This is a genomic window from Rhodococcus aetherivorans, from assembly GCF_011058165.1.
GTDB lineage: Bacteria > Actinomycetota > Actinomycetes > Mycobacteriales > Mycobacteriaceae > Rhodococcus > Rhodococcus aetherivorans.
The window spans coordinates 16285-29946 of record NZ_JAALEG010000035.1 but is presented as its reverse complement, the minus strand read 5'-3'; the positions used below and the strand labels follow the sequence as shown (position 1 = coordinate 29946).

The 13662-nt window shown below is 68.7% G+C and carries 12 protein-coding genes; 3 read left to right on the top strand and 9 right to left on the bottom strand.

Annotated features, from left to right (window positions below; translation table 11 throughout):
- Positions 1–106: 106 nt before the first annotated feature.
- The 6 genes from G6039_RS15400 to G6039_RS15380 form a co-directional block, all read right to left on the bottom strand.
- Positions 107–1486, bottom strand: a complete 1380-nt coding sequence (locus tag G6039_RS15400; RefSeq protein WP_005206419.1) for a dihydrolipoyl dehydrogenase family protein — start codon at positions 1484–1486, stop codon at positions 107–109.
- 66 nt (positions 1487–1552) lie between these two features.
- Positions 1553–2098 (bottom strand): cytochrome C biosynthesis protein, encoded by a 546-nt coding sequence (locus G6039_RS30640; protein ID WP_235194085.1) that lies wholly within the window; start codon positions 2096–2098, stop codon positions 1553–1555.
- Positions 2095–2457 (bottom strand): hypothetical protein, encoded by a 363-nt coding sequence (locus G6039_RS30635; protein WP_235194086.1) that lies wholly within the window; start codon positions 2455–2457, stop codon positions 2095–2097. Before G6039_RS30635 ends, G6039_RS30640 begins: the two co-directional genes overlap by 4 nt.
- Positions 2457–2972 (bottom strand): TlpA family protein disulfide reductase, encoded by a 516-nt coding sequence (locus G6039_RS15390; protein ID WP_005180213.1) that lies wholly within the window; start codon positions 2970–2972, stop codon positions 2457–2459. Before G6039_RS15390 ends, G6039_RS30635 begins: the two co-directional genes overlap by 1 nt.
- 87 nt (positions 2973–3059) lie before the next feature.
- Complete coding sequence (locus tag G6039_RS15385; protein WP_005180211.1) at positions 3060–3383, bottom strand: hypothetical protein; 324 nt, start codon at positions 3381–3383, stop codon at positions 3060–3062.
- A complete protein-coding gene (locus tag G6039_RS15380; RefSeq protein ID WP_004018626.1) occupies positions 3380–3766 on the bottom strand; it encodes an ArsR/SmtB family transcription factor in 387 nt (128 codons plus the stop codon). Before G6039_RS15380 ends, G6039_RS15385 begins: the two co-directional genes overlap by 4 nt.
- Before the next feature lie 122 nt (positions 3767–3888).
- Between G6039_RS15380 and merA the strand changes: the two genes are divergently transcribed.
- Both merA and merB read left to right on the top strand, forming a co-directional pair.
- The gene (merA, locus tag G6039_RS15375; RefSeq protein ID WP_005195274.1) at positions 3889–5325 is read left to right on the top strand and encodes a mercury(II) reductase; all 1437 of its coding nucleotides are present in this window, start codon (positions 3889–3891) and stop codon (positions 5323–5325) included.
- A gap of 22 nt (positions 5326–5347) precedes the next feature.
- A complete protein-coding gene (gene merB / locus G6039_RS30630; protein WP_235194087.1) occupies positions 5348–6481 on the top strand; it encodes an organomercurial lyase MerB in 1134 nt (377 codons plus the stop codon).
- 35 nt (positions 6482–6516) lie between these two features.
- On the opposite strand, the gene G6039_RS15360 is transcribed toward merB, so the two are convergent.
- Positions 6517–9528: a Tn3 family transposase gene (locus G6039_RS15360; RefSeq protein ID WP_005203168.1), complete on the bottom strand. Its 3012-nt coding sequence runs from the start codon at positions 9526–9528 to the stop codon at positions 6517–6519.
- 222 nt (positions 9529–9750) lie between these two features.
- Positions 9751–11286: an AMP-binding protein gene (locus G6039_RS15355; protein ID WP_006947295.1), complete on the bottom strand. Its 1536-nt coding sequence runs from the start codon at positions 11284–11286 to the stop codon at positions 9751–9753.
- A gap of 542 nt (positions 11287–11828) precedes the next feature.
- Between G6039_RS15355 and G6039_RS15350 the strand changes: the two genes are divergently transcribed.
- A complete protein-coding gene (locus tag G6039_RS15350; protein WP_006947296.1) occupies positions 11829–12959 on the top strand; it encodes a GAF domain-containing sensor histidine kinase in 1131 nt (376 codons plus the stop codon).
- Here G6039_RS15350 and G6039_RS15345 read toward each other — a convergent pair.
- Positions 12931–13563: a response regulator transcription factor gene (locus G6039_RS15345; RefSeq protein ID WP_044476585.1), complete on the bottom strand. Its 633-nt coding sequence runs from the start codon at positions 13561–13563 to the stop codon at positions 12931–12933. The genes G6039_RS15350 and G6039_RS15345 overlap by 29 nt on opposite strands.
- Positions 13564–13662: the final 99 nt, after the last annotated feature.

Sequence of the window (13662 nt, the reverse complement as noted above, 5' to 3'; positions counted from 1 at the left end):
CGGAGTCGGCGCAGGCCGGATGTCATGATGCTACAGATAACAGGGTGTTATCCGTGGCAGTCGGAAAATGGCCTCACCCGAGTACCGGGCGATGCTCATGGGGTGTCTATGCGCCGATTTCGCGGTGGACGCCGCCGGCGGCGGTGTTGACCGCTTCGGCGAGGGTGGGGTGGATGTGGATGGCTTGGGCGAGTTGGGTGTAGGTGGCGCCGGTGGTCATGGCGATGACGGCCTCGTGAACGAGGTTCCCGCCGTCGGGTCCGGCGATGTGGCAGCCGAGGATACGGTCGGTGGCGGCGTCGGCGACGAATTTGACCAGGCCGCGGGTGTTGCCGATGGCGCGGGCTTTCACGACGCCGGTGAAGTCCTGGCGCCCGACGACGACGTCGTAGCCGGCGGCGCGGGCGGCAGGTTCGGTGAGCCCGACGGCGCCGACTTCGGGGTCGGTGAACACCGCGTGAGGCACGATGCGCCCGGTTGTGGTGCGGTCCTGGCTTCGGAATATGGTGCGGTAGACGATGTCGGCGTCGTCGCGGGCGGTGTGGGTGAACATGGGCCCGCCGCGCAGATCGCCGAGCGCCCAAACATTTTCGGCGTCGGTGCGCAGGGAGGCGTCGACGGTGAGGAAGCCCTGTGGGTCGGGTTCGAGACCGAGGTACTCGAGGCCGAGATTGTCGCTGTTGGGGGTGCGTCCTGTCGCGATCAGCAGGTGGCTGCCGGTGATGTCGTCGGCTTCGCTGCCGGTGCAGCCGAGCCGGATGTTCCCGGTGGTGCCGGTGGCCGCGGTGCAGGTGGTGCCGGTGAGCACGGTGATGCCGTCGGCGGTCATGCCCTCTCTGACGGCGGCGGAGATGTCGGGGTCCTCGCCGGGCAGCAGCCGGTCGGCGCGTTGGATGAGGGTGACCTCGGAGCCGAATCGCCGGAACATTTGGGCGAACTCGCAGCCGACGTAGCCTCCGCCGACGACGAGCAGATGTGAGGGCAGGTCGGTGAGGTCCAGCAGGGTGCGGGAAGTGAAGTAGGGGACGGTGTCGAGGCCGTCGATGGCGGGGATGGTGCTGCGGGTGCCGGTGACCAGCAAGATCCGGTCGGCGGTCAGGTCGGTGCCGTCGACGGTGAGTGTGCGGGGTGCGGTGAAATGTCCTGTGGCGTGGTAGAAGTCGAGGTCCGTTGATTTCTCGACGGTGCGGTAGGAGCCCGCGCGGATGGAGTCGACGATGGTGTTCTTGCGGTCGACCACGGCGGCCAAATCGACGGTGACCGGTCCGGGTAGGCGGACCCCGAATTCGGCGGCGCGGCGCGCCTGGTGCGCCACGGCGGCGGAGGCGATCATGGTCTTGGTGGGGATGCAGCCGCGGTTGAGGCAGGTCCCGCCGAGCAGTTCTTTCTCCACGAACGCGACGCGGCCGTGCCGGGCCGCGCGCAGCGCGAGCGGCAGGCCGGCCATGCCGCCGCCGAGTACCAGGGTGTCGTAGCGTTCGCTCATGTGCTCGGTGCCTTTCCTCGATCGAATCGCTCTGGAAGGGGTACGGCAGTCGACCGGTCGGCGCGGTCAGCGCGCGTGTTTCTCCTCGATTGTGGCGGGTGCGGGGGCGCAGCAGTCGTTGTCGGGGGTGGCGTCGCGGTGTCGGGCCCGGGTGTTGCGGGCAACGACGGTGGCGGCAAGCGTGGCGGCCACGGCCGCCACGGCGAGAATGATGACCGTGCCGGTGTGGTTTTGAATCCAGATGCTCACCGCGGCGGACCAGGCGGTGGAGCCCATCGCGGCACCACCGGTACTGCCGATAGCGGCGGGCCACCAATACCAGACGAGGTAGGCGCCGGTAGCGACGAGCACGACGGCGGTGATGCGGGTGCCGTGGCGGGCGAGCACCGCGAGGTAGCGGGTGGCAGCGGTGCCCGCCGCGGCGGTGGCGAGGCTGACCAGCAGCAAGACCGTCGCGGCCCCGGCGGCGTAGACGGCGAACACCACCAGCAGCGCTGCCCATCCGGCGGTGGCCTGGGCTTGGGCGATCACGGCGAGCAGCACCCCGAAGGTGCACGACAGCGACGCGGCCGCATAGCCGGCACCGGCGGCCACCATACCGGTGGTGGTCATCGATGCGCGGGGCGGGCGCTGAGCGCGGCGGGGCAGGCGCAGGCCAAGGCCACGGCCGGTGAGCATGACCAGCCCGAGCACCGCCAGCGCCGCGCCGACGGCCAGGCCGAGGCGGGGGCCGCGGCGATGAGCGCGCGGGCGCCGGCGCTGACGGCCAGGCCCGCCGCGGCGAGGGTGCCCGCGAATCCGAGGGTGAGCGCGGTCCCGGCGCGCAGGGCGCGCGCCATGCGGACCGGGAACGCGTCGGTGGTGGTGTCGCCGAGGGTGTGGGTGATCCAGGCGGGCAGCAGCGCGAATCCGCACGGGTTGACCGGGGCGAGCATCCCGGCGGTGAACGCCAGCGCCAGCAGTCCGCCCATCACGCCGCTCCCGCGTCGCGCAGTGCGGTGGTGATCTGGTCGGCGGACGGGTCGGTGGCGCGGTAGGTGACCTTGCCCGCCGGATCGACCACGACCAGCGTCGAGAGCGACGCCACCGAGAGTCGTGTGGTGAGGGTGGCGCCGGTGTCGATCACGGCGGGCAGCGCCTGGGTGCCGGTGAAGTCCTGGAACCCGGCCACCGTCTGCGCGGATTCACCCGGATCCATGTCGACCAGCACGAACGACGCCTTGTCGCCGAGTTGTCCGGCCGCCTGCGCCACCGATTTCGCGCCGCCCACGCATTCGCCGCAGCCGACGGAGAAGAAGAACAACGCGGTCGGCTTGTCACCGGGCACGCTGATGGAGGTGCCGGTGACGGTGTCGACCTGCACCGGCGCCACCGGATCCTGCGCCGTCGTGTCGGTCGAGGTGCACCCGGTGAGGGCCAGGGCTGCGGACAGCGCCAGCGCGGCGGCGGCGAGGGCGGGGCGGCGAAAGCGTGGCAGAGTGGCCATTCGAGGACAGTGGCCTTTCGTGCGGGGGGCGAGGGAGTGTCAGCGCGGTCTCGCGACCGCTCATCGGGGTGTCAGAGTTCGAGACGGTCATGCCGGGGTTTCCGTCCGGTCGCGGTCGGCCGGAGCCGACCGAGGGGATCCGGGTCGGGGCGGACAACACCCCGTGGCCTTACGGGCGCGGCGCCGCAGGGTGTAGCCGACGGCGGCGGCCACGACCAGCACGCCTGCGGCAAGCAGCCACGGGCTGGTCAAGACACCGCCGAGACCGGCGAGCACGCCGCCGGCGATCAGGGCGGGACCGGCGCAGCAGGCGACCATCACCAGCACGCCACCGGCCACTGCGAGCAGACCACCGAACCCGCCCGAGTCGTTGTCGGGTGTGTTCATCGCCTTGTTGTCGGGTGTGTTCATCGCCGCCCACTACCGTCCGCGGCGGGGATGCGCGGGCAGCAGCCCAGCGCGGCGGAGTTGTCGGCCGCCAGCGACCGCGCCAGCATCACCAGGTCAGCTACCCGCGGATCACCCACGGAGTACCGCAGTTTCTTCCCGTCGCGGCGCGCGAGGACATACCCGCAGTCGGCCAGGCAGGACAGGTGTACCGACACCCGGGGCTGCGAGATGCCGGCGTGTTCGACGCAGTCGGCGGAGGTGCGCTCCCCGGCGAGGATGAATTCGAGGAGCTTGAGCCGGGTCGGATCCGACAGGGCGCGAAAAAACTTCGCCGTCGTATCCAGATGCGTACACGCCGACTCGGCACCGGGCACGGTGACAGTGGCGGTGGTGGACCGGGCCATGGGATCGCCTCCACGAGACTTGAACTATTCGGATAAACGCATAATATGGTTCCGGTAGATATTCGTCAACACGAATAGCAGCCGTTGTCGGTTCAGCGGTTGCCCGACCAGGAGGCACCCTCGTGACCTTGACAGATTCCCGCGCCGATCTGGCGATCATCGGTTCCGGCTCGGCGGCGTTCGCCGCCGCCATCGCCGCGGTCAACCTCGGCAAACGGGTGGTGATGGTGGAGCGCGGGACGGTCGGGGGCACGTGCGTGAACGTCGGGTGTGTGCCCTCGAAGGCGCTGCTGGCCGCCGCCGAGGCCCGCCACGCCGCCGAGGCGGCGGGCCGGTTCCCCGGGCTCACCCCCGCCGAGGTGCCGCTGGATTTCCCCGCCCTGATCGCGGGCAAGGACGCGCTGGTCGGGCAGCTGCAGGCGGAGAAGTATGTCGACCTGGCCGCCGACTACGGGTGGGAGATCGTCTCCGGCACCGCGGTGTTCGACGGCAGCGCCGAGGCACCCGTGCTGCGGGTCGCGCGCGCCGAGGGCGGTGTACGGGTGATCGAGGCCGACCAGTATCTGATCGCCACCGGTGCCGCGCCCTGGGCTCCGCCGATCGACGGCCTCGTTGAGGCCGGGTATCTGACCTCGACCACCGCCATGGACCTCCAGCAGCTGCCGGAGTCGCTGATCGTGGTGGGTGCGGGCTATGTGGGGCTCGAGCAGGCCCAGCTGTTCGCCCGCCTGGGCAGCAAGGTCACGGTGATCGCGCGTAGCCGGCTGACCTCGGGTGAGGAACCGGAAATCTCGGCCGCGCTCGAGGCCGTCTTCGCCCACGAGCGCATCGACGTGCTCACCGCCGCCACCGTCGAGAAGGTCCTCGCCGACGACGGGCACAAGGTGGTGACCGTGCGCACCGGCGGCGGCGCCAGCACCGAGCTGCGGGCCGAGCAGGTGCTGATGGCCACCGGCCGCCGCCCCAACACCGCCGGGCTGGGCCTGGATGCGGTCGGCGTCGCCGTCGACGAGCGGGGCGCGGTCGTGGTCGACGACCGCCAGCGCAGCAGCAATCCGCGCATCTGGGCGGCCGGGGACGTGGCCGGGGATCCGCAGTTCGTGTACGTGGCCGCCGCGCAGGGCACCCTGGTCGCCGACAACGCCCTGGCCGGTGCCGATCGCGTCCTGGACTACACCACGGTGCCGCGCGTGACGTTCACCAGCCCCGCGATCGCCTCGGTCGGACTGACCGACGCGCAAGCCGCCGCGGCCGGGCTGGCCTGCCAGTGCCGGGTGCTGGGGTTGTCGAGCGTGCCGCGGGCGCTGGTCAACCGGGACACCCGCGGCCTGGTCAAGATCGTCGCCGAAGCCGGCACCGGCCGGATCATGGGCGTGCACGCCCTCAGCGACGGCGCCGGGGACCTGATCACCGCCGCCACCTATGCGATGACCGCGGGTCTGACCGTCGACCGGCTCGCCCACACCTGGGCGCCGTACCTGACCATGGCCGAAGCGCTGAAACTGACCGCGCAGACTTTCACCACCGACGTCACCAAACTGTCCTGCTGCGCAGGCTGACGCCGTCGGACGGGAGGCAGTGATGAACGGACACATGACGATCGGGGACCTCTCGGCCCGCACCGGGGTGCCGGTGAAGGCGCTGCGCGAGTACACCGACCTCGGCCTGATCTACACCCTGGGCCGCAGCCCGGCCGGCTACCGCCTCTACACCGACGACGCGGAGTGGTGCGTGCGGTTCATCGGCGAGCTGCGCGGCCTCGGGCTCACCATCGCCGAGATCTGCCAGCTCACCTCCACCGACCGTGACGACCACGGCCGTTCGGTCGGCGCCCATCTCGCCGAGCTGCTGCAGCGGTCGCGGCAGCGGCTGCGCCCGATGCCGAGCAGATCCTCGACCGCATCGACGCCTTCGAAACCGCACACCGTGCGCATCTGGCCACCGACGACCTGTGCTGGGCCGGTGACCCGTGCGGATGCGAGCTACGGGCTTGACCCTCACCCCGGGGACAGACCCTACCGTCGGCACCGTCACTGTCCGATCGCCCTCGAGGAGTCCGATCCCATGAGTACCGACAACCTCACTGCCGACGTTTTCGCCAAGATCCTGCCCGCCGGCCGGGACCGGGCGCTGATGCGCGCCGCGCTGCGGCTGCTCGCCCACGGCACCCCGGTCACCGTCACCGAACTCGCCGCCGCCGCGGGAGTGCCCGACCTCGACCCCGCGCAGACGCCGATCGGCGCCGACGTCGAATACGACGAGGCCGGCCGGATCGTCGGCTGGGGCCTGACCCTCAACCCGACCCCGCACCGGTTCAGCGTCGGTGGCCACCAGCTCTACACCTGGTGTGCCCCCGACACCCTCATCTTCCCCGCCGTCATCGGCGCACCCGCCTGCATCGAATCCGACTGCCCGATCACGGGCACCACCGTGCGCCTGACCATCGACCCCGTCACCGGGGTCAGCGACCTGGAACCGGCCACCGCGATGGTGGCCTTCGTCGACCCCGACCGGATCCAGCCCGGTCACCTCCGCGCCACCTGCTGCAACCCGCAGATGTTCCTCGCCACCTCCGACGCCGCCCACCACTGGCAGGCGAAATTCCCAGGCATGACGGTGCTGCCGGTCACCGACGCCTACCACCAGCTCGCCCGCCCCCTCGCCGACGCGATCACCGACCCGACCACGACCACCGGAACCAGCGCCTGCTGCTAGATCGCGCCGCCGCCGATCCGGGCCGGCGCTGCGGGTCAGAACAGGGTGTCCCGCACGCGCAGCGGCCGGTACCCGGTGGGGCCGAGCTGGGCGAGTTCGGCGTCGATGTCGACCTCGATGGCGCCGAAGAAGTTGATGTTCTCGCTGTGGGCCGGGGAGATGTGCGTCAGCACCTCGTCGTCGATGCGCCGCCCGGCCCGCCGCATCTGTTCGGTCGCCAGCCCGTAATACTCTGTGGTCCAGGCGATGACGGCGTTGGTCGCCAACGTGAGGCACCATGCCTGTTCGGTCTGTCCCTCCAGGTGCCTCGCGCGCACGGCGCCTTCGTGCGCGTAGAGCAGGTCGCGGCGGAGCGCGTGCAGGGATTCGCCCTTGTTGAGCTGTCGGGAGATCTTGCGCCGATAGCCCGGGTCGGACAGGTACCGGGCGGCGTAGATCGTGCGCCGCAGCGCCCCGTATTCCTTGAGCGCCGCCGCGAGGGCGTTCTGCCGGCCCGACGCGGAGAGCTTGCCGACCAGCAGCGACGCGGTGGCGTGCCCGAACTTCAGCGACCCGCTCAGCCGGAGCAGGTCGTCGTAGTGCTCGGCGATGAGATCCAGATTCAGCTTGCGGGTCAGCAGCGGCCCGGCGTGCGGGAACGCGGACTCCACCTGGGCCCGAGGCGCCGCCCGATACAGGGTGATCCGGCCCAGGTCCCGGATGCGGGGCGAGAGCTGCAATCCGAGCAGGTCGAACAGCCCGAAGTTCACGAGGGTGACGCCGTGCGTGTCGGTCGCATGCTCGGTGATCGGCAGATCCGTTGCATTGCCGAGGATTTCGTCCAGCACGTAGTGAGCTTCGCGTCTCGTCGCGACGATGACCTTGGTGCCGTAGGTGGCGTGCTGATCGGTGACATGGGTATACGTGCTCAGTCCTTCGTTCGCGAAATAGCGGCTCAACGCTCTGGCGGTGACCGATTTGCCGCGGGTCGGGAACCGTTGCCCATCACTCGACGACAGGGTGCCGGCGCCGAAGACCGGGGTCAGCGGCAGCCTTTGGTGGTAGTCGATGATCGTCAGGTTCGCCGCCCGCAGCGTCTCCTCCCGCACATACCATTCGCTGGTCCAGGCCAGGATGTCGTAGGAGAGGCCCGACGCCTCGGCCATTCGGGTCAGCCCGAGGTTGGTGGAGTAGGCCAGCAGGACGGCGATGAGGTTGCGTTTCAGCTCCGGGCTGCGGGCCTGTTTGCCGCCGGCGTGGGTGAAGCAGTCCAGGTAGCCGGTGCGTTTGTCCAGCTCGATCAGCAGCGACACGATCGGCGCGAACGGCAGCATCTCCGTCAGCTCGGCCTTGAGCGCCGTCGCCTCCGCGGGCACATCCTCCGCCGACAGCGGTGAGATCACCAGGTCACCGGCCTCATCGAGACGGACCGGCCCGTCGCCGCCGGCGAGCACCTTCTCCAACTCGCCCATAGCGGCGTCGAGCTCGTCGGTGGCGGTCGCCAGCGCGCGAGCGGGATCAGCGGACTTGCCGACCAGGCGGCAGAACTCGTCACGCTGCGGCTCCCACGCCTGCGGGGTCAGCAGGTACGCGGCCGGGTCGGCGTAGCGGCGCGACCCCGGCACGAACACATCCCCGCTGCGCAACCCGTCACGCAGCCCCAGCAGCACGCACAGCTCCCAGTAGTGCCGATAGGCGGTGGTGTTACCGGCTTTGCGGGCCTCGTCGAGGTAGCCGCGCCACTTCGTCGGCACGAACCCGGTCGGCGCGTCGTCGGGCACCTTGCGGGTACCGGTCGCGTTCAGCTCCCGCAGCATGTGCACCCCGATCAGCAGCTCGGTCGCGGCGGTGCCGCCGGCGAACCGGACTGTCGACAGCACCTGCGGGGTGAACTGCCGCAGGTAGGAGTACGAGCTGTCCAGAGCGGCCAGGTGCCCGTGATCGCGCGGCAGCCGAGGCTTGGCCTGCGCGACCGCGGCCCGCAACCGCTCCCATCCGATCCGATCGCCCCGGATCAGGCCGCCGATCTCCTCGTCGGGGATCTGCAGGTCACAGACGATCGCCAGCAGGTCGTCGAGCAACCCCTGCCGATCCTCTCCGGCCTTACCGCGCTCGGCCAGCTCGTCGCGCATCCGGCGTTCGGCCTTGCTCAACCTGGCCGAGATCGCCTGATCGAACAGCTGCACCACCTCGTCGAGCACATCGGTGGCCGACTGCGCCAACACGGTGAGCAGAATCGGGTAGCGGCGTTGCGGATCCCGGCGTTCGAGGGCTTGGCCCGTCAAGCGGCGGCCCACCGTCGCCAGGAACCGCCGCCGCTCCGCCGGCAGCACCGACATGTCCAGCTCATCCGCGCCCAGGTTGCGCAGGAACACCAGCTTCTCGACCTCGGCCTTCACCGCGGTCGCCGACGCCTCCACCGGGCCGGTCGACAACCACCGCAACCGCGACATCTCGATCGACGGGTCGACGACCAGCAACGCATCCAGTTCCTTACACCGCTGCGGCGTGAACTCGCGCGCCAACCGGTCGTAGGTCTCCCGCTGCGCCCGCGTGCGAGCGTGCGCGACCCGGCGGACCACCGTTTCCGGGCCCGGCCGGATCACCCGCGCCGAGATCAGGTACTCACACGCCAGCCGGAACAACAGCGTCGGCGAATCGTGCTCCATCGCCCGCGCCAGCAGAAACTCATCCAGCTCCTTCAACTCCATCGCCCCGGCAGGCCGCCACCCCAGATACTGGGCCACCAGCCGCACATGCTCGGTCCGCGTCTGCGCCCGCTTGCCATACGAACGAAGCTGCGCTGCATCGATATTCAGCTGATCCGCCAGCCGGGCCACCGCCACCGGCGGCGCCGACGGCACCTTGTCCGGCACGAACCCCAGCCACGGCAAGGTGCACAACGCCACCGCCAGGCCCAGACGGACCGCAGGGCCCCTGCCCTGCGGAGCAACAAACGCCAGATCCGCCGGGGTCAGCGTGAAGTACCGGAACAACTCCTCACGACTGATCTCCGGGAACTCCCGCAGGCGCTGCAACTCCTCGTCCGCGAATACCCGCGTCGCCACGAACCCCAGCCTCCAACACGCCGACCAACCTCATCGGCAGACAAGCCAAGCACCAACCACCCCGGCCCGCAGCCCGAACCGAGAAATCGCCGCTGACCAGGCACTACGCGAACTTCGTTGTTTTTTGCGCCATTACTACCGGGACCCCCTAACGTGGTGCTGTTTTACCAGGCGGTAGCCTGCCCGCGATTGACACCTGGTCTGACAGCTGTGCTGTCGCGGTTAGTTCACTTGGCGGTCACCAGTCCAGAATTGTGCGCGGAGCCTGAATTTCTGAACCTTTCCGGTCGCGGTGCGGGGGATGCTGTCGGTGAACAGCACTTGTTTGGGGATTTTGTATCCGGCGAGACTGTGACGTGCGTGGTCGATCAATTCGGTCTCGGTCACTCTCTCGCCGTCTCGACGCACCACCAACGCGGTGACCATTTCACCCCACTTGTCATCGGGAACGGCGATGACGGCCACCTCGGCTACCGCGGGGTGAGTGAACAGGACATCTTCGACCTCGATGGAGCTGACATTTTCCCCACCAGTGATGATGACGTCCTTTTTGCGGTCGGAGATCGTCAGATACCCGTCCCCGTCGATGGATCCACCGTCACCGGTGTGGAATTGTCCGCCCCGCATCGCGGTGGCGGTTTCCTGTGGGTTGTTCCAGTAGCTGTCCATCACCGTGTTCGAGGCGACCAGTATTTCCCCGTCCGCGTCGGTGCTGATCCGGGTTCCCAACGACGGCGCACCTGCCTTGGACAGCATCTTGGCGCGCTCGATCGCCGGAAGGTTGTCGTATTCGGCGCGCGAGCGGTTCACGGTCAACAGCGGCGAGGTTTCGGTGAGACCGTAGATCTGGTTGAACTGCCATCCCAGTTCTTCTTCGATGCGGGCAATCGTGCGTGAGGGCGGTGGCGCTCCCGCGACGACCAGGCGGACCCGGTCGCGACCGGGGATCTCACCGTCCCACTGCTGGGCGGCGTCGAGCACCATATTCCACACCGTCGGAGCGCCGCACATCAAAGTGATCCCGTGTTCATCTACTCTGCGCAGAATTTCTGCGCCGTCGACTTTGCGGAGAACTACCTGCTTGATGCCCAACCCGGTTGCGGTGTAGGGCATTCCCCAGCCGTTGCAGTGGAACATCGGCAGCACGTGCATCAACACATCGCGGTCGCTGACCTGCATATGCATCCCGAATGTGACCGAGTTGATCCAGATGTTGCGGTGCGTGAGGCGCACGCCCTTGGGTTTTGCGGTCGTACCGCTGGTGTAGTTCAGTGTTGCGGTGGCGTCCTCGTCGGGTTGTTGCCATCGGTGGGGTTCGGCGTCGAACCGCAGTAATGCCTGGTCGGTGTCGGCGCCGAGCACGAACCGGTGGCGGGCGCCGACGTCGGCGAGGGCCTCGTCGAGTTCCGGGTCGATCAAAACGACGTCGGCCTTGCAGTCGCCGATGATGTAGGAGACTTCTTCGGGCTGCAACCGAAAGTTGACCGGGACCAGGATCCGTCCCGACGAGGGCACCGCCAGCAGCAGCTCGAGCAAGCGCGCGGAGTTGTGACTGACGACCGCCACTCGGGCACCTTCGGGTACGCCCAGCTCATCGAGGCCGGCCTGGAGCGCTCGGCCTCTGCGCGCCAGGTCACGGTAGGTCAAGTTTTCGACGGCGGCCGCGGGCTGTACCGGCTCGTCGACCACACCGATACGGTCGCCGTAAACGAGTTCAGCACGATCGATGAAGTCGTTGGTGGTCAACGGAACGTGCATGGAGTCCTCCCCATTCTTGTCTCGAGACCCGCACGAAGAACTATCCGGAGCTCTCCGGTCGACGTCGAACACAACGTCAGAGCCGCCTCGCGCCACCCCACCGTGTCCACAGTTCAACAGTAGGTGGCAGCTCGAGGCGTGGGGAACCCCCGCCGGCAACAGCTACCTCCGATCGGAGGTAAGTCCACCCAATGCACTTTTGGTGCCGCGCCAACAGTGTCGATCAGGACGTCTGTCATGCGAGGGATGTTTGGCATCTCTCGCATGGAACCTGCACGGGTACCTGGCCCGCAAGGTGTGCGGGAACCCAGCCCCGGCCCGAGAACTTGGTGTGGAATGGCGCCGCTCCTTCGTCGGAGACCGTGGCGGGTCGCCGATGGCCGAAGACATCGGGAAGCGGTTGGTCGAATTCGTAGCCTGCGGGCAGAGGACCCGTGGACCGCAGCATCCTGCTGGCGTGTCTTCGCGTCCTGCCTGACGGGCTCGAAGGCGCTACTGTGATAGTCGTCGGCCATCCGCCGCCTGAAAGGGGGCTTGTCGACATGACTGTCCTGGGTATCGATTCCGAGTTCAACGCTGCGCTCCCGCTGCTCGACCGAACAGCGGCACTGCGACACAGCGCGGAAATCGTCCACCGTGTGCTCGGTGCGGACCTGGCGGCCGGAGCGAACCGGATCGCCGAGGACGACACCATGAAGGTGGTGGCCGTGGTCGGCGGGCGCACCGAGGAGCTCAACGGTCTGGTCGTTGGGCCGCAGGAAGGCCTTGGCGGGCAGGCGGCGGTGCTGCGGCGGACCGCGGCGGTCGAGGACTACTGCCTGAGCCGGGCCATCACGCACGACTTCGACCAACCAGTTCGGGCGGAAGGTTTGCGGGCGGTGATGGCCGCCCCGATCGTGCGTGCGCACCGACTCTATGGGCTGCTCTACGCCGCCCGTAGAGTCCCAGTTCCGTGGACCGACCGCGACCGGACTGACCTGTTGGGTCTGGCGCGGCAGACCGCGGTGGCTATGGAGGTGGCCGACAGTGCCCACGAGATGGCCGAGGTCGCCGTGTTCAGCGAACGTCAACGACTCGCGATCGCATTGCATGATTCCGTGGGCGCGACGTTGTTCAGTTTGCGGGTGGCGTTGACGTCGGCCAAGGCATCGTCGGAGCTCGGCCCCACCCTGGAACTGTTGACCGATGCTCTGGCCCTGACCGAACGGGCAACCTCGGAGCTGCGGGCTCAGACCTTGTCGCTGCACCAATCACCCGAGGACAAGGCACTCGCGGTCGCCCTGCAGGGTGATTGTCGCGACTTCGCCGAGCGGGCCGGTGTGGCGGCGGAATTGGTGGTGCTGGGCGACCTGCCGCTGCTGGACGTAGCCAGGACCGATGTGTTGCGGCGCACCGCCCGCGAGGCACTGCTCAATGTGGAGAAGCACGCTGCCGCCCACTCCGTGGTCGTGAGCCTGTACCGGGCGCAGGACGGTGTGGGGATGGCCGTGGCCGACGACGGCACGGCCGGCGACATCACACTCGAGGACGAGCGTGGCTTGGGTCTTCAGGTAATGGCCGAGCGCGTCGAACGGGTGGGTGGCTGGTTGTCCTGCGCCGGCAACGACGAGGGCGGCGGTACGGTGCGGGTGTGGGTTCCCGCCGCTAGAGCATTCCGGCCTGTTGCGCCTTGACCACCGCGTCCAGTCGGTTGCGGGCGTCGAGGTGGGCTAATAACGATTGAACGTAGGACTTCACCGTGTTCGGCGCCAGGCCCAACTGCTGTGCGATCTCGGTGTTGCTCTCACCCATGGCCAGCCGCTCGAGCACTTGATACTCGCGCCGCGACAGTGCCAGCGGATCCCCGGGGCTGATCACCGGGTCACAGTATCGTCGTCCGGCGGCGACCTCCCCGATCGCGGTGATCAGCACCCCGCAGGCGTTGTCCTTGTGCACCACCGCATCCATCCCGACCAGCCCCGCGATTTGGCCCACCGTGCGATTGCTGTCCCCGGTGAACAGCACGAGCTTCACCCCTGGGCATGCCCCGCGGAGCGCTGCGGCGGCGTCCGGCAGCACCATGTCGGGCAGATGCAGATCCAGTAGCACCACGTCGGGTCGTTCGGCGGCGGCAACCGCAACGCCGGCGGTCGCCGTGCGCGCCCCCGGGCACATCCGCATGCCCGCCGCCCCCTCGACCAGACGTTCCACTCCCAGATGCACGATCGGATGGTCGTCGACCACCAGCACTCGCACCACTCCTGGATGGGCACATGGCACGCCTGGATGGGCCACCATGTCGGCGGGATGCGCGAGTGTGCCGCTCTGGACTCGGCGGTGAGGGGGCATATTTCCCACGGTAACCCCGCATGTTCGCGCTCGCCACGAAACCCCTAC

What these genes read in the sequence shown, in the direction of transcription:
- G6039_RS30635 (WP_235194086.1), bottom strand. Translation starts at nt 2,457, where the DNA reads ATGGGCGGACTGCTGGCGCTGGCGTTCACCGCCGGGATGCTCGCCCCG.
- G6039_RS15380 (WP_004018626.1), bottom strand. Translation starts at nt 3,766, where the DNA reads ATGGCCCGGTCCACCACCGCCACTGTCACCGTGCCCGGTGCCGAGTCG.
- G6039_RS15385 (WP_005180211.1), bottom strand. Translation starts at nt 3,383, where the DNA reads ATGAACACACCCGACAACAAGGCGATGAACACACCCGACAACGACTCG.
- G6039_RS15390 (WP_005180213.1), bottom strand. Translation starts at nt 2,972, where the DNA reads ATGGCCACTCTGCCACGCTTTCGCCGCCCCGCCCTCGCCGCCGCCGCG.
- G6039_RS15355 (WP_006947295.1), bottom strand. Translation starts at nt 11,286, where the DNA reads ATGCACGTTCCGTTGACCACCAACGACTTCATCGATCGTGCTGAACTC.
- G6039_RS15400 (WP_005206419.1), bottom strand. Translation starts at nt 1,486, where the DNA reads ATGAGCGAACGCTACGACACCCTGGTACTCGGCGGCGGCATGGCCGGC.
- G6039_RS15345 (WP_044476585.1), bottom strand. Translation starts at nt 13,563, where the DNA reads ATGGTGGCCCATCCAGGCGTGCCATGTGCCCATCCAGGAGTGGTGCGA.
- G6039_RS15350 (WP_006947296.1), top strand. Translation starts at nt 11,829, where the DNA reads ATGACTGTCCTGGGTATCGATTCCGAGTTCAACGCTGCGCTCCCGCTG.
- G6039_RS30640 (WP_235194085.1), bottom strand. Translation starts at nt 2,098, where the DNA reads ATGACCACCACCGGTATGGTGGCCGCCGGTGCCGGCTATGCGGCCGCG.
- merB (WP_235194087.1), top strand. Translation starts at nt 5,348, where the DNA reads ATGAACGGACACATGACGATCGGGGACCTCTCGGCCCGCACCGGGGTG.